This is a genomic window from Octadecabacter sp. SW4 (assembly GCF_008065155.1).
Lineage (GTDB): Bacteria > Pseudomonadota > Alphaproteobacteria > Rhodobacterales > Rhodobacteraceae > SW4.
Map to the genome: position 1 here is coordinate 2,921,650 of NZ_CP042819.1, position 21,089 is coordinate 2,942,738.

Below are 21,089 nucleotides of genomic sequence, written 5' to 3' on the forward strand. Positions count from 1 at the left end.
TCACGATTTGCGATGAATTGTAGGCAGATTGCAGGAGGGCGATATGAGCGAGCGTTGTGGCTGGGCTGGTAGCGAGAAAATCTATACCGACTATCACGATACCGAATGGGGCGTGCCAGAATACGACAGCCGCGCCCTGTGGGAAAAGCTGATTCTGGACGGGTTTCAGGCGGGTCTAAGCTGGATCACGATCCTGAAAAAGCGCGACAACTTTCGCGAGGCATTTGCCGGCTTCGACCCCGAAACAATCGCGCAGTGGGGCGAGCCCGAAGTGCTGGCTTGCCTTGATAACCCCGGAATCATCCGCCACCGCGGCAAGATCGAAGCGACGATCTCCAATGCCCGCGCCTATCTGGAGATGGATGATTTCGCGGCGTGGTGCTGGGCCTATACCGATGGCAAACCGATCCAAAACACTTGGGCGACTATGGCCGAGGTTCCGGCGGCCACCCCCCTTTCCACCCAGATGTCCAAGGATTTGAAAAAAGCGGGCTTCAAGTTCTGCGGCCCGACGATTGTCTATGCCTGGCTGCAAGCCTGTGGGCTGATCAACGACCATTTGGTCACTTGCCCACAATACGCGTCATGCAAAGCGCTGGCACGATAGCTACCAACGCTTCAATGCATCCTCGTCCGCGTCTTTGGCCGTGACCCAATCGGCCCCGTTGTCGGTTTCTTCCTTCTTCCAGAAGGGCGCGCGCGATTTCAGGTAGTCCATCAGAAACTCTGCCGCCGAAAAGGCATCCGCGCGATGCGGTGCGGCGGTCGCTACCATCATGATCGGTTCACCTACCGCTAGCCGCCCATAGCGATGAATCACCATCACATCCGCAAGCGCCCAGCGCGTCGCGGCCTGCTGCGCGATATCTTCCAGCGCCTTTTCGGTCATGCCCGGATAGTGTTCGATGGTCATCGCAACCAAACCGTCCGTTACATCACGCACCAACCCGCTAAAGCTGACGATGGCACCGGCACCGGACGCGCGGGCGGTAAACGCATTAAGTTCGGCCCCGCCGTCAAACGCCCCGTCTTGAACGCGAATGTCCATCAGCCACCCGTCATCGGTGGGAAAAACGCTACTTCGCGCACGCCAGCCAAGGGCGCGTCGAAATCAGTCAAGGTCTGGTCCAGGGCAACCCGTAGCGCACTGATATCCGAAAACGCCAACTCATAACGTTCCTCGCGCGCGCGCAGTTCAGCGATCAGGTCATTCACGGTTGCGGCCCGCGTAGCCACCTGTTCGCGGGGCAAGCCAATCCGTTCACGGACCCATGCGAAATAGACAACGTCAATCATGCGGTCTCTCTCAGATAGGGCAGCGATTTACGAAAGTAATCAAAGCCGGTCAGCACCGTCAGAACCATCGCCGCCCAAAGCAACACGATGCCAATCCACCAGCTATAAAAAGCACCATTCAGCTTCCACAAGATACCTTGCAAGTCCGGCTCAATCCCTTCGAGCACGGCGATGATCATCGCATCATCCATGCCCTCGGTGGATATCTGGAAATAGGTATCAAACGCACCGGTTGAAAACAGCACGGCAATCGCTGTCATCTGCGCCGCTGTTTTCCACTTTGCCAATTTTGTCACGGCCAAGGTACCCGCAGTATCGCCCAGGAATTCGCGCAGGCCACTGACAAAGGTCTCGCGGAACATGATCAAGGTCGCGGGCAGCAAAATCCACGGGTCCATTCCCGAAAAGCCGGTAATTACCAACAGGGCGATCACCACCATCGCCTTGTCGGCGATCGGATCAAGCATGGCACCGAATTTGGTTTGCTGGTTCCACGCTCGGGCCAGATAGCCGTCGATCCAGTCGGTCGTAGCCGCCACGACAAACAGGACCAAAGCGAACCAATCCGCCCAGGGGCGCGTGAAATACAAGAACATGATCGCAACACCCGGGGCCGCTAGCAAGCGCAACAGGGTCAGGATATTTGGCAGGTTCCAAGTCATGTCATAGTCCTACCGCCGATTGGCCCTGCGCACCACCTACCCTTTTTCATGAAAATAGTCATAGATACCCTGCGCCATGTTGTCGGAAATTCCGTTGACGGCCTTGAGATCGGCAAGACCGGCGCGCGACACGGCCTTGGCGCTCCCAAAATGGGCCAGTAACGCTCGTTTGCGGGTCGCCCCGACACCGGGCACATCATCAAGCGGAGTCGCGCCAAATGCCTTGCTGCGTTTGGCACGGTGCGCGCCAATGGCAAAGCGGTGCGCCTCGTCCCGCAGACGCTGGACGAAATACAGGACCGGATCATTATGACGCAGGGCCATGATGCGTTTGCCGGTGCGGTGAAATTCCTCTTTGCCCGCATCACGATCAAGACCCTTGGCCACACCAACCATCGGCACATCGCCGACGCCCAGTTCTGTCATGATCTCGCGCACCGCACTTACCTGCCCCGCACCGCCGTCGATCAACAACAAATCGGGCCAGGTGCCGGACTGCCGGTCGGGGTCTTCTTTCAGCAGGCGTTTGAAACGGCGCGTCAGCACCTCTTTCATCATGCCGAAATCATCGCCCGGAGTGATCCCTTCGCCTTTGATGTCAAACTTGCGGTATTGATTTTTCTCGAACCCGTCCGGCCCCGCGACAATCATCGCCCCGACCGCGTGGGATCCCTGAATATGGCTGTTGTCATAAACCTCGATCCGGCGGGGCGCGGCCATCAGATCAAACGCATCGGCCAGGCCTTGCAGCAATTTTCCCTGGGTGGCGGTTTCTGACATCTTGCGAGCAAGGCTTTCGCGGGCGTTGCGCGCGGCACCATAGACGATTTCAGCCTTTTCGCCGCGTTGAGGCACGATGATCTCAACCTTGCGCCTGGCCTTTTCCGACAGGGCGGCAGACATCAAATCCGTGTCGTCCAATCCATGCGACAGCAGCAACATACGTGGCGGTTCGCGATCAGAATAAAACTGCCCGACAAAGGCCTGCATGACCTCGGCCAAATCCTCGTCACCGCTGATGCGCGGATAATAGTCGCGGTTACCCCAGTTTTGATTGGCGCGGATGAAGAACACCTGCACACAGGCCTGCCCGCCATCTGTATGCAGGGCGATGACATCGGCCTCGGGCACGCCTTGGGGGTTGATGCCCTGGGCGGTCTGCACCTGAGCCAGGGCGCGGATACGGTCGCGCAGGGCGGCGGCGCGCTCGAACTCCATCTCCTCGGATGCGGCGGCCATATCGGCGGCAAGCTGGGCCTGCATTTCAGTCGATTTACCATCAAGGAAGCGCTGTGCGTCCTTCACCAACTGGCCATAATCCTCTTGCGATATCTTGTCCGCACATGGGGCCGCGCAGCGCTTGATCTGATGCAACAGGCAAGGGCGCGTACGGCTTTCAAAATCGCTGTCCGTGCACGTGCGCAACAAAAAGGCGCGCTGCAACTGGTTCAGCGTCCGGTTCACCGCACCCGCACTGGCGAAGGGACCATAATAATCACCCTTTTCCTTTTTCGCGCCGCGATGTTTCTTGATCTGGGGATAGGCGTGATCCCCCGTCACAAGGATATTGGGGAACGACTTGTCGTCGCGCAACAGCACGTTGTATTTTGGCTTGAGTTGCTTGATCAGGTTCTGTTCCAGCAACAGCGCCTCGGTTTCGGTCACCGTGGTCAAGAACATCATCGCATGGGTTTCAGTGATCATGCGCTGGATGCGCTGGCTGTGTCCGGTCAGGCGCGCATAGTTGCTGACCCGCGCGCGCAGATTGCGCGCCTTGCCCACATACAAAACACGACTTTCATGGTCGAGCATCCGGTACACCCCGGCGAGGAATCCAGCGTGCGCAGATAGGACTGAATCAGGGTATGGCCTGTCAGGACGTCCGGCGTTTCACTGATCGTTTTGTCGCTCATGAGAGTGTTTCTGATTCTTACGTTGGGCTGCAACCATATCGCAGCGAGGGCAAGTGGAAACCTATCCACTTTCTGTGTGGATAACTACGGGGGCAAAACTGTTTCGGCGAGAATTTTCCCTTGTTTAATTATGACTTCGTTACCTTGCCTATTTTTTGGGCACTATCATAACTATATGATTCACAAGGATATTTTAAATGCGGCCTGACAAGAGACTGAAAACATTAAGCTTTTGTAAAGGTTTTACGACATACAGCGGCTCCGGTGCACAACTTGTCGCTGGGTCACTCAATCTCGGGCGACAAGGGGGTTATCCGGAAAGGTGCTGTCCGCCGTCTACCGCCAGCATTTGCCCGGTGATCGCCGGTGAATCAAGGAAGTACCCAAGCGCACCGGTAATGTCAGTCAGTCCTACGCCCCGCTTCAGCAGGGTCTTGGACCGCTCTGCCTGAAACTGCGCCGTCGTCTGATGCGCGCCCTGCAATGTCGGCCCCGGCCCGATCGCGTTCACCCGCACGCGGGGGCCAGTGCCTGCGCCGTGGTCTGGGTCATGACCCAAAGGCCGGACTTGGCGATTGTATAGCTGGCATAGTCGGGCCGCAGATTACGCACCCGCTGATCAATCATGTTGACGATCAGCGCCTGCGCGATGGGTTCACCATTCTCATCCGCAACAGCGTGGGGCGCTTGCGCGGCAAATTTCTGCGTCAAGACAAATGGCGCGCGCAGGTTCGATCCGATGTGGCGATTCCAGCTTTCCTGCGTTGCGGTTTCAATCGAGTCATCTTCAAAAATCGACGCGTTGTTGATCAGACAGGTCAGCGAACCACCCAAGACGCTGGCGGCAGCTTCAACAAGACCCGCTGTCGCATCTTCGTCCAGCAGATCAGCCTGCACTGCAGCGGCTTGCCGCCCATAGGCGCGAATTTCAGCAACCACGGCATCTGCGTCTTTCGCCGAGGTATGATAATGCACCGCAACATCATAGCCACGCTCCGCAAGATAAAGCGCCATCGCCCGCCCAAGGCGCGCACCCGCACCTGTGACAAGCGCCCGCATCACAGCACCACCAACAGATAAGTGACGTAAAGCACGCTGAGCGCGATACCCCAGATGCGGTTGATATCCACCCGAAAGAAAACAAACGGGATCAGGATCAGCGAGGCGGCCAGCATCACCCACAGATCAAAACGCAGGAACTGCGAATCCACGGTGATCGGGCCAACCAGCGACGCGATACCAATGATGCCCAAGAGGTTAAACATATTCGAGCCGATCACGTTCCCAAGCGCCACATCTGCCTGACGGCGCAGGGCCGCCATCACGGTTGTCGCCAGTTCCGGCAGCGATGTGCCAACGGCCACCAGCGTCAGGCCAATCACCGTTTCCGAAATACCGAAATCGCGCGCGATATTGGTGGACCCATGCACCAAGAGGTTCGCGCCCAGCGGCAAACCGATCAAACCCAGAACCAGATAGAACATAATCTTGGCCCAGGGCAGATCAGGATCTGCGCCCTCCACATCTTCAAGATCATCCGCGGCGGCGCGATCGGCCCTGCGGTGGTTTTGCGCGGCGCGCGCCGCATGCGTCAGCATCGCCGTCAAGGCAGCCAACAGCACGATCCCGGCAACCCAATCGAAAACGCCGCGATACGCCAGCGCGATAAACAGGAATGACGCGGCAATCATCTGCAAGTAGCTATTGCGGGTGTCACATTCGCTGGTGTGCATCACCGCCAGCAAGGCCGGCACACCCAAGACCAGCAGGATGTTTGCGGTATTCGATCCCACGACATTCCCAAGGGCCAGCCCCGGCACATCTTCAATGATCGCCTGGATCGAAATGAGCAACTCCGGTGCTGACGTGCCAAAGGCCACAACCGTCAAGGAAACGATCAACGCAGGCACACCCAGCCGCAGAGACATGTTTACAGCCCCCTTCACGAGGCTGTCACCGGCAAGCAGAAGGATCACCAGCCCAAGGCCGGTATACACCCAGTCCATGATCATTTGCGGCCCCTCCCGCAGGAACATGGTCCCTTGCCGATCCGGTAGCGTCCGCAGCCCTTGCATTTGGCCGCCGCCAGCCGTCCCTGCCCGGGAAACCTGATCTTGCCGAACATGGCTAACACAGCCATGCCAACCAGAAAGAGGCTGACGATCTTGAAAATCACGTCACAGGCCAAACTGCGCAAAGGCCGCGCGTTCTTCGACCGAGGACAGGGTGTCGTCAATCAACTGCGCCCCGAAACGCGAAAACAACGACCGTCTTACACCATAACGCCGCAGTTTCACCTTGTCGCCAAAGCGTTCCTTTAGGACCGGCACAAGATGACCGATCTGGTCGGCCAGACCTTGTTCAACGGCCTTGTCGCCCACCCAGATTTCACCGGTAAAATGATCCGGGTTATCAACAAGCCGCGCGCCGCGCCGTAGTTTTACGTGATCAATGAAATAGACGTGCAGATCATCAAGCAGACCTTTCAGGCGCTTCACGTCTGCGGGTTTTTCCGGCTTGAACGGGTCCATCATGCTTTTGGATTTCCCGGCCGTGTGCACACGCCGTTCGACACCAATTTTGTCAATCGCGCCAGTCAGCCCAAAACCCGCTGAAATCACGCCGATTGATCCAACGATTGATCCGCGGTCCACGAAAATCTCGTCAGCCGCCGTTGCCAGCCAATAGCCGCCCGACGCCGCGACATCCTCGACGAAGGCGAATACGGGGATGTCTTTTTCCATTGCCAGCCGCCGAATACGTGCGACGATCAGTGACGATTGCACAGCCGACCCGCCGGGCGAGTTGATCTCAAGCGCGACGGCTGCGGGCTTGCCCCTGGCGAATGCTTTTTCAATCGCGGGCGCAAGGGTCGTATCGTTCAACCCACGCGGGCCAGTTGCGATTTGCCCCTGCAAGCGGATTACAGCCACGAAAGGCGGCGATTTCACGAATGGGATATAACGTTTCATAGGGCCTCACTTAGGCGGTCACTCGCCCCGCGACAAGGGACGCAAGCCGCCCCACAATGCATATTCTTTGCCGTCCGGCGCGTCATTGGCGGATCCGCCAACCGGTGCGGAAAATCCACCAGATCACCGCCAGACACAGCGTTGTAAACAACCCGATCGCCCCAAGGCTCAGGCCGATCGAAACATCCGCCGTGCCAAAGAACGCCCAGCGAAATCCCGAAATCAGGTAGACGACCGGATTGAACATGGTGATGATCTGCCAGACCGGCGGCAGCATGCTGACCGAATAAAACGACCCCCCCAGAAACACGAGAGGGGTGATGATCAGCAGCGGGATCAGTTGCAACTGCTCAAAGTTCTGCGCCCAGATGCCGATGATAAAGCCCAGCAAGCTGAACGACAGGCAGGTCAGCACCAGAAACGCGATCATCGCGAAAGGGTGCGCGATGCTAAGATCGACAAACAAGAACGCCGTGCCAAGAATGATCAACCCGATGAACAAGGCCTTGGTCGCGGCCGCCCCAACATAGCCAATCGTGATCTCGAGAAAGTTCACCGGCGCAGACAACAGCTCATAGATGGTGCCGATGAATTTCGGGAAATAGATGCCAAATGAAGCGTTTGATGTGGCTTGGGTCATCACGCTCAGCATGATCAACCCGGGCACAATAAACGCGCCATAACTGATCCCTTCGACCTGATCAATCCGGCTGCCGATCGCTGCGCCGAACACGACGAAATACAAGGCAGTAGAAATCACAGGCGAAATGAAGCTTTGCATCAATGTGCGAAAAAATCGCGCCATTTCATACACGTAGATAGATTTTACGGCCCGAAAGTTCATGGCGCTTCCTTTACCAGACCAACAAAAATATCCTCGAGAGTACTTTGCTGCGTCTGCAAATCGACCAGATGCAGCCCCGCCTTTTGCATGTCTTGCAACAGGGCGGTAATGCCCGTGCGTTCCTGAGAGGTATCATAGGCATAGATCAGGGTTTTCCCGCCGTCAGTCAGCTTTATCGCGTGTTTGGCCAGCGCGGCAGGCACCCCATCAAGCGGTTCGGTCAAATCAATGCGCAGGTGCTTTTGACCCATCCGCGCCATCAAGGCATCCTTGTCCTCGACCAACAGAATTTCACCTTTGTTGATCACGCCGATCCGGTCGGCAATCGCCTCGGCTTCCTCGATGTAATGGGTTGTGAGAATGATCGTCACGCCGGTCTTCTTAAGCTCGGCGACAATCTCCCACATGTCCTTGCGCAGCTCCACATCGACGCCTGCCGTGGGTTCGTCCAGAAACAGGACGCGTGGTTCGTGCGACAGGGCCTTGGCGATCAAAACGCGGCGCTTCATCCCCCCGAAAGGGCCATGACCTTGCTGTCTTTCTTGTCCCATAGGGACAATTGGCGCAGCAATTTTTCGAGGTAGGCATCATCAGCCGCCTTGCCAAACAATCCGCGCGAAAACCGGACGGTGTTGATCACCTTTTCAAACGGTTCAAGGGTGATTTCCTGCGGCACCAAACCGATCAGATTTCGCGCGCCCCGATAAGCAGTCAAGATATCGTGTCCGCCCACCGTGACGGTGCCGCTGGTTGGCCGCGTAATTCCGCAAATCGTGGATATCAACGTCGTCTTACCCGCGCCGTTGGGCCCAAGCAGCGCGATAATCTCGCCCTCAGTGATATCCAGGTCGACGGATTTCAGGGCTTCAAACCCGTTGTCATAGGTTTTCCTGAGGTTTCGCACCTCGACGATCGGCGGCATATGGGCACTTTCCTGCAGCTTTTGCGCGACCCTATCCGCCAGTCGGGCAGAGTTAAAGAGGCCGCGCTAGGCTGTGACGCCCGCACGATTGCGCCGCCGTTCCCCCAGCATCAACATCGCCGGCGTCACGACCAAAGTCAGCACAGTAGCAATGACCAATCCGCCCGCGATTGCCGCTGACAATTCGGTCCACCACTGGGTCGAGGGGGCACCATAAACAATGTCGCGCGTAAAGAAGTTCAGGTTCAAACCGATCACCATTGGCATCAACCCCAAGGCCGTCGTCACCGAAGTCAGCACCACAGGCCGAAGACGCTGCGCACCCGTGCGCAAGGCCGCTTCGAGCGGCGACTGTCCCAGCTTTTTCAAATTGTTGTAGGTATCGATCAGGATGATGTTGTTGTTCACGACGATCCCGGCCAAGGCAATGACGCCCAAGCCTCCCATCACAATCCCGAACGGGCGGCCCGTTACGATCAGGCCCAGCAGCACGCCAGCGATTGAAAAGACAATCGCGCTCATCACGATAAACGCCTGATAAAAGTTGTTGAATTGCACCACAAGGATCACGAACATCAGGAAAACCGCCGATACAAATGCGCCAATCAGAAAGACCATGCTTTCTTGCTGGTCCTCGGCCTCGCCACCAAAACTATAGGCCACACCATCCGGCAGGTCGGCGTTTTCAAGGGCCGTGCGCAGCGCGATCACCTGATCATTGACCAGCAAACCTGGGGCCACATTCGCCTCGATCGATGTGACGCGCTTTTCATCGACGCGGCGGATCACACCGGTGCGATCCGTGGGCGCAAAGGTCACAAAATTCGAGATCGGCACAAGGCCCGCCGCTGTCGGCACCCGCAAGCTGCCCAGCTCAGATAGCGACCGATCTTCGCGCGGGAAGCGCACGCGGATATCAAGCGCGCCGTCGGTGTCATCGGGGCGATAATCGGCCACCGTGATGCCTTGGGTCAGCAATTGCACGGCCTGTCCCAGCAGGCTGACGTCAGCCCCAAAGCGTGCAGCCTCGGCCCGGTTGACGATAATGGATACCTCCACACCCGGAACGGGGCGCGTATCGGTCACATCTGTAAAGCCGCCAATCGTGTCCATCAGATCGCGGACCTGCCGCACCGCGTCTTGCTGCGCCTGCGGGTCGCGTCCAGTGATTTCCAAGTTGACGGGCTTGCCGCTGGACGGCCCACCGCTTTCAGTCTGAACCTGTATGTCAATTCCGGCGATATCGGTAACATCGGCCCGAATATCCTCGCCGATTTCAGCCGCCGTGCGGCGGGTATCCCAAGGTGTCAGTTCAAGTTGCAGCGTACCGATGGTTTCTTCGTCGCCCTGCCCCGCACTCATCATGGAACGGGCATAAATACTGGCGATTTCGTCGTAGCCCAACAGCCGGTCTTCGACGGCCCGCACCAACGCATCACGTTCAAAAATCGAAAAGTTGTCACGGGCGCGCACCTGAACCTGCATAAAGTCGGGTTCGACGGACGGGAAAAACGTAACCCCCTTGCCGAATTGGCCATAAAGGCCAAAGCCGCCCAGCAGCAGCGCCAGCGCCAGCAACAGCGTGGCCATCGGGCGCGTGATCGCCCATTCCAGCAGGCGCACATATCGGCCGGTAAAACCGCCCATGTCGCGCGGATCGCCGATTTCGGCAGCATGCAGCGCGGCTTTGGCGCCAGCAGATTGGGGTTGCCGCTTGCCGATCAAGCCGCCCACAACGGGAATAAAGATCAGCGCCATAAAGAGTGATGCAAACAGGGTCAGGATCACGGTGATGGGCAGGAACTTCATAAATTCGCCGACCATGCCCGACCAGAACAAAAGCGGGAAAAATACGCTAAGCGTTGTCGCGGTGGAGGCGATGATCGGCCAGGCCATGCGCTTGGCGGCAAAGGAATACGCGTCTTTGGGTGCGGCGCCCTCTTGCAGTTTTCGGTCTGCCAGTTCGGTGGTGACAATCGCCCCATCCACCAGCATCCCGACAACCAGGATAAGGGAAAACAACACAACGATATTCATCGTGTAGCCCATCACCCAAAGGGCAATGACGCCAGCCAGAAACGCACCGGGAATGGCCAGCCCGACCAGAATCGCCGACCGTGTCCCAAGGGCCAGAACGATGACGATCATCACTAAGATCACTGCGGCGATCACGTTCGCTTCAAGGTCACTTAGCAGGTCTTTGACCTGTTTGCTTTGGTCCTGCAGAAACGTGACTTTAACGTTTTCAGGCCAGTCTACCTGCATTTGGGCGACCAGCGCTTTGACCTCGGCGACAGTTTCGATGATGTTCGCCCCGGACCGTTTCGTAACCTCAAGCGCCAGGGCGGGTTGGCCGTTGATGCGCGCAAATGAATTTGGGTCTTCAAAGGCACGGCGCACCGTGGCGACATCGCCAAAGGTCACGACCGCATTGCCGCGCACCTTGACGGGCATCGCCATCACATCCTCAAGCCCTTCGATCAACCCCGGCACCTTGAGAACAATACGCCCCGAACCGGTTTCAATCGCACCCGCGGCGATCAACCGGTTGTTGCGCTGGATTTGCCCGATAAGTTCGTCAAACGACAGATTGTAGGTCTCGAACACCGTCGGATCGATCAGCACCTCCAGAAACTCGGTGCGCGCGCCGCCGATGTCGGCCTCCAAAACCCCCGGCAAACCTTCGATTCCTTCCTGCAGGTCTTCGGCCAAAGCATTCAATGTGCGTTCGGGCACGGGCCCCGACAAGATCGCGGTGACAATCGGGAACAGGGCCGTGTTGATTTCTGTCACGGTCACGTCATAGGCGTCATCAGGCAGCTCGCCCTCGGCGCGGTCCACCGCCTCGCGGACCTTATCAAGCGCGAGTTGCGTATCAGAGCCGGCGCTGAATTCAAGCTGGAGACTGGCAAAGCCTTCGGCGGCATCCGACTTCAGACTGTCGAGACCGGCGATGGATGAAAACTCGGACTCAAGCGGGGCCAGCAGCAAGCGTTCGGCATCGCCGGGGCTAATCCCGTCCAGACCCGTCGAGACATAGAACAGCGGCAGCGGGATTTCCGGCGTCGATTCCTTGGGGATAGAGATATAGGCATAGGCACCGACCGACATCACCATGATCAAAGCCATGACAACCACCCGCGAACGCGAAAAAGCTGCGTCAATGAGGGCGTTCATCAGTTCATCTCCGCAGGACGCGGGGCTGCGACCTCGCCTTCGCTGACAAACCCCTGCCCCACCGTGATGACATCAACGCTGTCGGGCAGGCCCGTGACCCATACGCCGTCAATCTGCGCATCGACAACTTCGATCGGGAAAAACGCGACCGTCGCGTCACTGTCAACGGTCTTGATCCCCAGATCACCCTGGGTATTCAAAGACACGATCGACGGCGGAAGGAAATGCGCCGTGACCGTCCCTGTGGGAATGACGACCTGGGCAGAAATACCCGATGGAATCGCGCCATCGGCGTTGTCGACTTCGATCTCGGCCAGAAATGTGCGCGTTTCCGCGGCCGCGGCCGATCCGACGAAGGTGACGATACCCTCGCGTTTTTCACCAGTGATAAATTCAACCGATGCCGGCTGTCCGACCTCAAGCAAGGTCAATGACTGCTGGGGCACCTGAATTTCGACAGTCAGGGGCGTGATATCAACCAGCCGCGCGACCTGTGTGCCAGCGCTGACATACTCTCCCACGTCAAGGTCAAGCGTTTCGATACGACCACCGAATGGCGCGGTGATTTCAAGCGCGTTGGTATCCTGCTGCACCTCGATCACCTGTGCCTGCGCTGCCGCCAGTGCCGCCCGGGCTTGTGTTACGCGGTCATTGGTGGCGACCCCGCGATCCAAAAGCGCCGATGCATTGTCAAATTCACGTTGGGCCGTGGCAAGGTCTTGGGCAGCACGGTTCACCTCGGCTTGGTTCGCTGCTGGATCGAAACGGGCGATGACATCACCGGCCGCAACGTCCTGCCCCTGCGCACCAGAACTTCGGCAATATCACCGGAGGTTTCCGCGACCAACCCGGTATCACGATCCGCGAGCGCCTGCCCTTCAGCGCGATAGAACTGCGTCACCTCCTCGGCCTGTGACATGGCAACAGCAACGGCCAAGGGCGCAGGATCCTCGCGCGTGAAGGTCGCCGTTTCGTCGTCAGAGGGCAGAACAAACCCGCTGCCCATCCAGCCAACGATGGCAATCACCAGGGCAAGGGCGATCCAAGTCGAGCGCGCCGCGCCCCTATCCGCTTCAAACCTAAGCGCGGTGTCTTGCGGCGCGGCGGCTGGCGTTTCGACCGGTGCCTTGTTGGCGGTGTTGGTCATGATGCTGGTTCCTTGGCGACCCAAAGGGCCAATGGGTTAGTTCGAAGATGTCGATATTTTCTGAATGGCGACGTCCAGACCCGCATCCAGCGCGTCGTAAAAGGCGGCACAGCCCTGCAAACGGTGCTTGGCATCATGTGTGGGCGGCAGGGCCGACAACGTCTGCGCAATATCACTTCTGGTCGTTTGTGTGCGTTTGCGTGCCGTTTCGATCATCGATGTATATGGATCAGGCATCAACTCGAAATAATCCTGACGATCACCTGATTTCGCGGTGCGTCGGATCAAACCCTTGAGTTCAAGCAAGCGCACGCTGGTGCTGATGCTTGCGCGGCTTACATCAAGGCGGTCGGCAAGATCGCCAAAAGATACCGTTTCGCCATCAAACAACATCATACCGAAGATCCGCCCGGCGATCCGCGGCAGATTGTCGGCCTGCGTTGCAAGGCCAATCCGTTCGATAAACTCTTCGCGGATTGCAGAGATATCAGGCGCCTTTGTCATACATGCCTCCGTTTCGCCATCGACCTAGGGTGGCGCCAGCATGTCGTCAAGTGTGTTCAGTCAAAACTGAACAATAGGCGCGGCAATAGGATATCGTAAAGGTGATGCGTCTCGTGGATCAGATGTGGGCAATCGGGCTTATGCGCCGATTTCTTCGTGATCGGTCAGGCATTCAGAATGGTCCCGCAACACCTCGAGCACCTTACAGTCCGCCGCATTGCCACCGCTGCATTCGTGGATCATCCGTTTCAGCTCGGCCCGCAGCGCCTTCAGGCGATCCATCCGCAGTTCGACCTGTTTGAGCTGCCGACGGGCGATGGCGTCCGCATCGTGACAAGAGCGGTCGGGATTGTCACTCAGATCCAATAGCTCACGAATTGCCCCAAGCGAAAACCCTAACTGCCGCGCATGTCGAATGAACGACAGGCGGTCCACTTCGGCATCTGTATAGCGGCGCTGTCCGCCCTGTGTCCGGCCAGGCTCGGGCATAAGTCCGATTTGCTCGTAATATCGGACGGTCTGAACTTTCGTCCCGGTTTTCTTGCCAAGGCTGCCAATTGTGATCATGTGACCCTCATTTCTATAGCGTCAGTAGCTTTAGCTTTTATCAGACACAAGCGCAAATTGGTTCGTAAGTCCGCAACCCTTGCCCGCAGGCAAAATGGGGCTTGAACCGCTGGAAACTGGAAAGCTTGAAAAGAAAAAATTTGCAGAAACAGGGGCGAAGTTTCCAGTAGCCACCACTACGACATGAGAATTACCGTCGCTTTGCGGCTTTGCGCAGCCTAAATCGCACTATCACTTGGCAGCGACGTTCAGGCGATGACCCAAGCCATGTGCATCTGGAATGGTCCCGGGTAAATTGCGCGATGCTTGCAACACCTTGACGATCTTCGGGGATGGATCGACAGCGGCGCGTTACAGCTATATCAGTGCCCAAAATACGCTAAGAAGGAAGGCTCCAATTTGGAATCTCTATCCCCTGTCATGCTTGGGTTTCTGGGGGCACTGGCCGCTGGTTCACTGACAGCCATTGGCGCTATTCCAGTTCTTTTCGGGCGAATCCCATCGCGCGCAACACGGGATTTATCACTGGGATTTGCAGCAGGTGTCATGCTGGCGGCGTCGTTCTTTTCGCTGATCATCCCCGCGCTGGATGCCGCTGAACTAAGATACACCAGCAGTGCGGCGCCCGCTGCCATTGTAGTTGTGGCAATCCTTCTTGGCATGGGGGCTGTGGCGTTCATGAACGAAAAGCTGCCACATGAACATTTCAGCACGGGGCGCGAAGGACCAGAGGCCGCGTCCCTGCGCCGGGTCTGGCTGTTCATCATCGCCATCACGATCCACAATTTCCCCGAAGGCCTCGCAGTTGGTGTTGGATTCGGCGCGGACGGCATGTCGGGCGGCCTGCCGCTTGCCGTCGGGATTGGGCTGCAAAACGCACCCGAGGGTCTGGCTGTCGCGGTGTCACTTCTAGGCGAAGGGTATTCAAAGGGGCGGGCCTGGGGCATTGCCGCGCTCACTGGTTTGGTGGAACCGATTGGTGGTTTGCTGGGCGCAGGGATCATCACCATTTCGCAGCCAATTTTGCCGTGGGGGCTCGCGTTTGCCGCTGGTGCCATGCTTTACGTTATCAGTCACGAGATCATTCCCGAAACCCACAGGAACGGCCACCAGAACAAGGCCACGTTGGGCCTGTCAGTCGGGCTCGCTCTCATGCTGTTTTTGGATGTGTGGCTGGGTTAAGACCACAAAGCTGATGCGGCCTACTTTGGACCGGCTGCTATCGTTACGCGTAGATGTCGATCGGCGTCCCGTTGCGCACCATCGCATAGACCTCTTCGATCTGGCGATCAGAGATGGAAATGCAGCCAGCCGTCCAGTCGCGCTTGTTGGTTGGGTCGATGCCACGCCGTGGACCGCCATGAATGAAAATGTCACCACCCGGCGACTTGCCCTGCGCCGCCGCGAATGCACGATCCGCAGCATTCGGGTAGGAAATGCCGATTGACAGATGGAACAGGCTGTTCGGATTACGACGGTCGATGACATAGGCTCCTTCGGGGGTCCGTCCGTCGCCTTCAAACTGCTTGTGACCCGCCGGTGCAAAGCCAAGCCCGACCGGATAGGTGCGCAACACACCCTCAGCACCTTCCAGAACCAGCCGCCTTTGCGACTTGAAGATGCGCACCCGCGTGACTTCGGGGCCTGAGTAAGAGCGGAACTTGCTTGCACAGCCTGAAAGAAAAGCTGCCATGCTTCCCACCAGAAAGAAACGTCTTGGAAATTTGCTAATCATCACTGCTCTAAGCCCTTTGCGGACGACTTGATTGGCTGCACTCTAAGGGAAATCCACCTTCAGATCAATTGCCGCGCGGGTCAGCCTCTTGCAGACGATATTAACGTTCGATGAGCTGCGGCGCATCGGCAGACCCAAGCGCCACCTCCGGCAACCACGTAATAAGTTGCGGGAACGAAATAAGCGCCCCAATCAGCAAAATCTCGATCACCACCAATGGAACGGCACCGCGATATATATCAGCGAGGCTGATACCCTTTGGCGCCGCCATTTTTGCGAAAAACAACGCATAACCAAAGGGCGGTGTCAAAAAGGACGTCTGCAGCGCCAGGGCAATGAGGCCCGCTATCCAAATCTGTGCAAAATACGCCGAGCCAACGTGATCGGCGAAATCGAGTTCCGAAAAGATCGGCATAAGCACCGGAACAAAAACCAACAGGACTTCGATCCAGTCGAAAACAAAGCCAAGCACGATAACCAGACCAAGCAGCAGCGCCAGCATTTCCCATCTTGACAGGTCAAAAACGGATAGGCTGTTGAAGATCACATCGGGCCCACCAACAAGATGAAAGCTTAGCGAAAAAATCGATGCGCCCAGAACGATGAAAAACACCATCGAGGTCATCGCGCCGGTTTCAACGGTTACAGAATTCAACGTCGAGAAAGACAAACGCTTTCGCATGAAGGCAACAAGCAAGGCCCCAAACACCCCTACTCCGGCCGCCTCAGACAAGGTCGCAAGCCCCAAAATGATGCTCAACGGTATCGACGCAATCACGGCAACCGACGCAAATACAAAAACAATATCTGACCGGAGATCGGTCTTTGGCGCGTCGGGCTGGACTTCGGTGGTTTTTCGCAATGTAACGGCGAAATAGATCGCAAAGGCTGTAACCATCAAGAATACTGGGACGATAAGCGCCACATACATCAGTCCGATACGCAGATAAAAGACGTTCGATATGAAGAACAGCATCACGGCTGGCGGGAACACGACACCAAGTGCGCCCGAGGCCGCGACAGCGGCTCCCGCAGTCCGCGGGGCATAGCCAGACGCCATCATCGGGGCATAGGCGACCAGCGCGACAGTGATAACTGACGCGCCAATGACCCCGGCAGCGGGGGCAAGAATGAGGCCAATCAGCAAGGTCGCGATTGCAAAGCGACCCGGAACGCCTTTCAGGAGACTCCCCAACAAACGAAACATGGTTTCAGCAACGCCGCTGGCATTCAGGATCAGACCCAGAAAAATCAGCATGGGAACGCTGGTGAATTGCACTGTTTCATTGGTCAGAACACCGCGCACCCGCAGGTAGATCAGACCCAGATGCTGAAAATCGGTAACTCCAACCCAGACCGCCGCAGTAAATCCCAGGAACCCGGTTCCCGCCAAGACCAGCGCAACAGGGTAGCCGCTGAACACCCCGATCGCCATCACGAGCAGCATCGCGACCGTCAGGGCCTCACTCACCATCATGAAGGCCACCCGTCGACTCCGGCGCGCCCTGCGCACGTCTTCCCGCCAGAAAAGCAAGGTTGCGCAACGCGACAACCCCCCGGCCAGTGCCAGCAATATGGGCCCGACGAAACCAGCGATACGTTGCGCCCACACCTGCATCTCGGCGTATTTTGTGGTGCGCAACAGGCCGTCCCAGCCATAGTAGGCTAGGATTATTGCAAGGGGTAGAAGAACTGTCAGACAGCCTATCAGCTCGATCCAGGCGATACGGCGCGCGGGCCAGTGGCGGCGAAAGACATCAACCCGAACGTGACCGTCACGCAGGTAAGTATAGCCGAAAGTCAGGAAAATCAGGACAAAAAGCAGTGACGTCGACAAGTCCGGCAAGTAACTCGACACGCCAAGTTGCAGCTTGCGATCCAGCATCTGCAGCGCACTATATGCGGCGATCAAAATTATCGTCACCCATGCGGTGACAACGCCAATGCCGCGAATGCCGCGGTCAATCCAATCCAGAATTCGCATGCCATCGCCCCTCGCAAAAGCCATGAATGTTAGTGGCCATGCGCCAGCGCAGCCTTCGCCATCGATTCACCGGCCGGGTCCCCGCCATGCGGCCCGGACCTGTCTTCGCGCGCATTCAAAAGACGCAAAGCGTTGGCCACAACCAGCAGCGACACCCCCACGTCAGCGGCGATCGCGCCCCACATCGACGCCATACCGAACGCGGTTAGCCCAACGAACAAAGCCTTTGTGGAAAGAGAAAGCCCGATGTTTTGTTTGATGATCAACATGGTCCGGCGTGAATGCCCGATCAGCCACGGGACTTTGCCGATATCGTCGGTCATCAGCGCGATATCAGCCGTTTCAATCGCGGCGTCCGACCCGACAGCCCCCATCGCGATGCCGTAATGCGCACGCGCCATCGCCGGGGCATCGTTCACACCATCCCCGATCATCGCGACCGTGCGATACTGCGCCACCAGCTCTTCGATGGCAGTCACCTTGTCCTCGGGAAGAAGCTCGGCGCGCACTTCATCAATGCCCACTTCGGCGGCCACGGCCCTTGCTGTTGCCGCGTTATCCCCGGTCAGCATGATGATCTTCTTGACGCCTTGCGCGTGCAGCCGCGCTACAATGCCTTTTGCATCGGGCCTGATCCGGTCGCGCAGCTCAAGAACGCCACGGACCCCGCTTTCGTCTCCAATGGCGACAAGCGTGTTTCCCGCGCCCTCGATGCTCTCACGAAGCTCTGGCGGAATCGCGGCGCCAAACCCCTTTTCTTCTGCAAAGCGGTCCGACCCTAGCCAGATCGATTGCCCGTCCATATCACCCTCAAGTCCACGGCCCGGGACAGTGCGGGTGTTGTTGGCGGCGGCAAACGACAGGTTATCCCGTTCTGCACGGCTTAGGATAGCCCTTGCAAGCGGGTGCGATGATCGCGCTTCAAGCGCTGCGGCACGCAGCAAAAGGTCGCGTTGCGACGTCGTGCCAATCGGATAAACGCCCGCGACTTCGGGTTCGCCCATCGTGATCGTGCCGGTCTTATCCATCGCCAAAGCCGTGGTGCGGCCGGGCGCTTCGACATAGGCTCCACCCTTGATCAGCACGCCGTTGCGCGCCGAGGCGGCAAGCGCCGCAACGATTGACACGGGCGTTGAAATGACCAGCGCACAGGGGCAGGCGATGACCAGCAGCACCAGTGCATTGTAAAACCAGAAGCCCCACGCCCCACCTGCCAACAGCGGGGGTAACAGCGCGATCAGAATGGCGAGAACCATCACGACCGGTGTGTAGATGCGCGCAAACTTGGCAACCCATTGTTCAACTTCGGCGCGGCGTGAATGGGCATCACCCACCATGCGGATGATCTTGGACAACACCGTGTCAGAAGCGGCCTTGGTAGCCAGCACCGTCAAAGTGCCTTCGCCATTGATCGTGCCGGCATAAACTTCATCGCCCGCCTCTTTGGGCACCAACGCGCTTTCGCCGGTAATGGGCGCCTGATCGACAGCCCCGGCCCCGCCAACCACATCACCGTCCAACGGAATACGGTCACCACCGCGCACGACGAACTTCGCACCGATTGCGACTGCGGCGGCGGGAACGTCCGCCTCGGTGCCATCGTCATAGACGACCCGCGCCGTCGGCGGAGCGAGGTCCAACAGCGCAGCGACCGCATTGCGCGCGCGTCCCACGCTCCAGCTTTCCAGATACAACGAAAGCGAAAAGAAGAAAGCGACCGTTGCGGCTTCAAAGAATTCACCAAGGCCAATCGCACCCGCCACGGCCACCACCATCAACAGGTTCATGTCCGGTGAAAGCCTGCGCGCCGATGACCATGCCTTTGGCGCCACAAGCCAGACCCCGAACAGGATAGCCACGGCAAACAGTCCCGCCTCTGTCATTGGCATTGCCGCCTCGCCATGACCTGAAAACAGGCCAATCGCGCCGCCAAACCCGGTCTCGACGATGTGATATATGAAACCGGCAGCCCAAAACCCGCCGCTCAGCGCCGTAAAGCGCTTTTGGGTCTTCAGATGTGCGGCCTGATCGGCATTCGCGTCCTCGGCATCCCAGGGCTTGGCGCTCATACCGGTAGTCCCGACAAGTGCAACGATCTGGTCCGAAGAAATGTCCTTGCCGCCACCCAGCACCGTCATTCGCGCGTTGATCACGTCGAACGCCAGGTAATCGGTTCCACCAACCTCGGGTCCAAGAACGCGGTTCAGGATCGAGACCTCCTCAGCGCAATCCAAACCACTGACATGAAAACTGAGGCCATCAGAGGCTTGCACTTGCGTTTGCATGGCGGCCCCGCCGCTGCAGCAACTGGCGCCGGATCCGGGCGCCTTGGTGGAATAATCGTGACTGTGAGGCGAGGTATCTGGTGGCATGATGCGTCCTTGGATTCGCAGTGATGCGACCTGCATACGCTCTACAGCGACTAGAGGTTCAAGCGAAAAATGACAACAGAAATGCCGAAGCTACGCCTTGCGATTGCGTATCAATAGGGCTGCAGATTTACCTCGCGATTCAGGTCTTGGCCCGGGTTGCGAGGCTGAAGATTTCGTCAAGGTCACTTTCCCGCGCCACCCGAATTGTTATTCAGCCTCGGATGCACATCCATGATTTTCCATGCTTGCGCGCCCTGCGCTCTTGCGTTCAGGCAAAGAGTTCAGGGCATTCGCGGGCGCATTTGTTGGTCAGGATGATATAGACCAGATGCAGTGTCGCCAGCCCCGCCAGCAGGCAGAAAAACGAGATATAGGCGAATTGCAGGAAGGCGATATCGACAACGACCACAGCCACGAGTGTCAGCGCGAAATGACGCATGTGTTTGTAGCGTGACAGCGCCGGGGGCACTATGATGAGAGCCAGATAGATCACATTTGTCAGCCAGCGCGGCATCATGAAATCCAGCCACATCGACTTTTCATAGGCCAGCGATTGGTTGTTGATCTCGACCACGACCATATTGCTGTTCAACCCGTGCGGGATGTAAAGTAACAACCCAAAGGCCAGACCGATCAGCGCCAAAATCAGGAACAGCCGCTTGCGCGGGCTTTCCTTCGGTTCAAGTATATAGACCGAAAAGGGCACCCAGATCGGCCACATAAACCAAGTAAAGAAGATAAAGCCCATCGCCCCCCACAAAACCGTCAGGGGATCATTCCCGTTCATGCCGACCCAGACAAAGCCTTCGGTGAATTGCTGCAACCCGGCAAAAAGTGGCATCAGCGCCAGCGGAAGATAGCGCTTGTTGCGCTGCCATGCGATGGTCGAGATGGCAGCGCCGCCGCCCACCAGAAAGACGCTGGCGGCAAAGCTGACTTGGGCTGACAGGCACATAGGCGATCTTCCTCGGCTCGGTTCTGGTCGCAACGGCAC

The 21,089-nt window shown here is 57.8% G+C and carries 17 protein-coding genes and 3 pseudogenes; 2 read left to right on the plus strand and 18 right to left on the minus strand.

Annotation, left to right across the window (positions count from 1 at the left end; all coding sequences use genetic code 11):
• The first annotated feature begins 43 nt into the window (after positions 1-43).
• Positions 44-607: a DNA-3-methyladenine glycosylase I gene (locus FTO60_RS14510; protein ID WP_148056628.1), complete on the plus strand. Its 564-nt coding sequence runs from the start codon at positions 44-46 to the stop codon at positions 605-607.
• On the opposite strand, the gene FTO60_RS14515 is transcribed toward FTO60_RS14510, so the two are convergent.
• The 14 genes and pseudogenes from FTO60_RS14515 to FTO60_RS14580 form a co-directional block, all read right to left on the minus strand.
• Complete coding sequence (locus tag FTO60_RS14515; RefSeq protein ID WP_148056629.1) at positions 608-1,048, minus strand: molybdenum cofactor biosynthesis protein MoaE; 441 nt, start codon at positions 1,046-1,048, stop codon at positions 608-610.
• Entirely contained in the window at positions 1,048-1,296 is a 249-nt protein-coding gene (gene moaD, locus FTO60_RS14520) for a molybdopterin converting factor subunit 1 (protein ID WP_148056630.1), read from the minus strand. Before moaD ends, FTO60_RS14515 begins: the two co-directional genes overlap by 1 nt.
• Positions 1,293-1,958: a CDP-diacylglycerol--glycerol-3-phosphate 3-phosphatidyltransferase gene (gene pgsA / locus FTO60_RS14525; protein WP_148056631.1), complete on the minus strand. Its 666-nt coding sequence runs from the start codon at positions 1,956-1,958 to the stop codon at positions 1,293-1,295. Before pgsA ends, moaD begins: the two co-directional genes overlap by 4 nt.
• A 36-nt stretch (positions 1,959-1,994) precedes the next feature.
• Positions 1,995-3,871 (minus strand): annotated as a pseudogene (gene uvrC / locus FTO60_RS14530) (excinuclease ABC subunit UvrC).
• Positions 3,872-4,181: 310 nt separating this feature from the next.
• Positions 4,182-4,930, minus strand: a pseudogene (locus FTO60_RS14535) (SDR family oxidoreductase).
• The gene (locus FTO60_RS14540; protein WP_148056632.1) at positions 4,930-5,883 is read right to left on the minus strand and encodes a calcium/sodium antiporter; all 954 of its coding nucleotides are present in this window, start codon (positions 5,881-5,883) and stop codon (positions 4,930-4,932) included. The pseudogene FTO60_RS14535 and the gene FTO60_RS14540 overlap by 1 nt, the downstream one beginning before the upstream one ends.
• A 165-nt stretch (positions 5,884-6,048) precedes the next feature.
• The gene (locus FTO60_RS14550) at positions 6,049-6,843 is read right to left on the minus strand and encodes a S49 family peptidase (protein ID WP_148056634.1); all 795 of its coding nucleotides are present in this window, start codon (positions 6,841-6,843) and stop codon (positions 6,049-6,051) included.
• A gap of 82 nt (positions 6,844-6,925) precedes the next feature.
• On the minus strand, positions 6,926-7,687 hold the full coding sequence (locus tag FTO60_RS14555; protein WP_148056635.1) for an ABC transporter permease: 762 nt from the start codon (positions 7,685-7,687) through the stop codon (positions 6,926-6,928).
• Positions 7,684-8,609: pseudogene (locus FTO60_RS14560) on the minus strand (ABC transporter ATP-binding protein). The gene FTO60_RS14555 and the pseudogene FTO60_RS14560 overlap by 4 nt, the downstream one beginning before the upstream one ends.
• A 66-nt stretch (positions 8,610-8,675) precedes the next feature.
• Entirely contained in the window at positions 8,676-11,786 is a 3,111-nt protein-coding gene (locus tag FTO60_RS14565; RefSeq protein WP_148056636.1) for an efflux RND transporter permease subunit, read from the minus strand.
• Positions 11,786-12,559 carry an efflux RND transporter periplasmic adaptor subunit gene (locus tag FTO60_RS14570; protein WP_254696957.1) on the minus strand — a complete coding sequence of 258 codons (774 nt, stop codon included), beginning with the start codon at positions 12,557-12,559 and terminating at the stop codon, positions 11,786-11,788. Before FTO60_RS14570 ends, FTO60_RS14565 begins: the two co-directional genes overlap by 1 nt.
• Positions 12,520-12,933 (minus strand): hypothetical protein, encoded by a 414-nt coding sequence (locus tag FTO60_RS17920; RefSeq protein ID WP_254696821.1) that lies wholly within the window; start codon positions 12,931-12,933, stop codon positions 12,520-12,522. Before FTO60_RS17920 ends, FTO60_RS14570 begins: the two co-directional genes overlap by 40 nt.
• A gap of 36 nt (positions 12,934-12,969) precedes the next feature.
• On the minus strand, positions 12,970-13,437 hold the full coding sequence (locus FTO60_RS14575) for a GbsR/MarR family transcriptional regulator (protein WP_148056637.1): 468 nt from the start codon (positions 13,435-13,437) through the stop codon (positions 12,970-12,972).
• Positions 13,438-13,575: 138 nt separating this feature from the next.
• Positions 13,576-14,004 (minus strand): helix-turn-helix domain-containing protein, encoded by a 429-nt coding sequence (locus FTO60_RS14580; protein ID WP_148056638.1) that lies wholly within the window; start codon positions 14,002-14,004, stop codon positions 13,576-13,578.
• A 399-nt stretch (positions 14,005-14,403) separates the two neighbouring features.
• Here FTO60_RS14580 and FTO60_RS14585 point away from each other — a divergent pair, with 399 nt between their 5' ends.
• Complete coding sequence (locus tag FTO60_RS14585; protein ID WP_148056639.1) at positions 14,404-15,186, plus strand: ZIP family metal transporter; 783 nt, start codon at positions 14,404-14,406, stop codon at positions 15,184-15,186.
• Between the two features lie 43 nt (positions 15,187-15,229).
• Here FTO60_RS14585 and FTO60_RS14590 read toward each other — a convergent pair whose 3' ends face one another.
• The 4 genes from FTO60_RS14590 to FTO60_RS14610 all read right to left on the minus strand — a co-directional run bounded on the left by FTO60_RS14590 (position 15,230) and on the right by FTO60_RS14610 (position 21,050).
• Complete coding sequence (locus tag FTO60_RS14590) at positions 15,230-15,697, minus strand: murein L,D-transpeptidase family protein (protein ID WP_254696822.1); 468 nt, start codon at positions 15,695-15,697, stop codon at positions 15,230-15,232.
• 142 nt (positions 15,698-15,839) lie between these two features.
• Positions 15,840-17,723, minus strand: coding sequence for a TRAP transporter large permease subunit (locus FTO60_RS14595; protein WP_254696823.1), 1,884 nt, complete (start codon positions 17,721-17,723; stop codon positions 15,840-15,842).
• A 29-nt stretch (positions 17,724-17,752) separates the two neighbouring features.
• Positions 17,753-20,095 (minus strand): cation-translocating P-type ATPase, encoded by a 2,343-nt coding sequence (locus FTO60_RS14605; protein WP_148056641.1) that lies wholly within the window; start codon positions 20,093-20,095, stop codon positions 17,753-17,755.
• A gap of 268 nt (positions 20,096-20,363) precedes the next feature.
• Positions 20,364-21,050, minus strand: a complete 687-nt coding sequence (locus FTO60_RS14610; RefSeq protein WP_148056642.1) for a DUF6629 family protein — start codon at positions 21,048-21,050, stop codon at positions 20,364-20,366.
• Between the last annotated feature and the right edge of the window lie 39 nt (positions 21,051-21,089).

Excerpts from the sequence above, each read along its gene's own strand:
- FTO60_RS14595 (WP_254696823.1), bottom strand. The coding sequence starts at position 17,723 with ATGCGAATTCTGGATTGGATTGACCGCGGCATTCGCGGCATTGGCGTT.
- FTO60_RS14550 (WP_148056634.1), bottom strand. The coding sequence starts at position 6,843 with ATGAAACGTTATATCCCATTCGTGAAATCGCCGCCTTTCGTGGCTGTA.
- FTO60_RS14555 (WP_148056635.1), bottom strand. The coding sequence starts at position 7,687 with ATGAACTTTCGGGCCGTAAAATCTATCTACGTGTATGAAATGGCGCGA.
- FTO60_RS14510 (WP_148056628.1), top strand. The coding sequence starts at position 44 with ATGAGCGAGCGTTGTGGCTGGGCTGGTAGCGAGAAAATCTATACCGAC.
- FTO60_RS17920 (WP_254696821.1), bottom strand. The coding sequence starts at position 12,933 with ATGACCAACACCGCCAACAAGGCACCGGTCGAAACGCCAGCCGCCGCG.
- FTO60_RS14590 (WP_254696822.1), bottom strand. The coding sequence starts at position 15,697 with ATGGCAGCTTTTCTTTCAGGCTGTGCAAGCAAGTTCCGCTCTTACTCA.
- FTO60_RS14605 (WP_148056641.1), bottom strand. The coding sequence starts at position 20,095 with ATGCCACCAGATACCTCGCCTCACAGTCACGATTATTCCACCAAGGCG.
- FTO60_RS14565 (WP_148056636.1), bottom strand. The coding sequence starts at position 11,786 with ATGAACGCCCTCATTGACGCAGCTTTTTCGCGTTCGCGGGTGGTTGTC.
- FTO60_RS14540 (WP_148056632.1), bottom strand. The coding sequence starts at position 5,883 with ATGATCATGGACTGGGTGTATACCGGCCTTGGGCTGGTGATCCTTCTG.
- FTO60_RS14610 (WP_148056642.1), bottom strand. The coding sequence starts at position 21,050 with ATGTGCCTGTCAGCCCAAGTCAGCTTTGCCGCCAGCGTCTTTCTGGTG.
- FTO60_RS14580 (WP_148056638.1), bottom strand. The coding sequence starts at position 14,004 with ATGATCACAATTGGCAGCCTTGGCAAGAAAACCGGGACGAAAGTTCAG.
- pgsA (WP_148056631.1), bottom strand. The coding sequence starts at position 1,958 with ATGACTTGGAACCTGCCAAATATCCTGACCCTGTTGCGCTTGCTAGCG.
- FTO60_RS14515 (WP_148056629.1), bottom strand. The coding sequence starts at position 1,048 with ATGGACATTCGCGTTCAAGACGGGGCGTTTGACGGCGGGGCCGAACTT.
- moaD (WP_148056630.1), bottom strand. The coding sequence starts at position 1,296 with ATGATTGACGTTGTCTATTTCGCATGGGTCCGTGAACGGATTGGCTTG.
- FTO60_RS14575 (WP_148056637.1), bottom strand. The coding sequence starts at position 13,437 with ATGACAAAGGCGCCTGATATCTCTGCAATCCGCGAAGAGTTTATCGAA.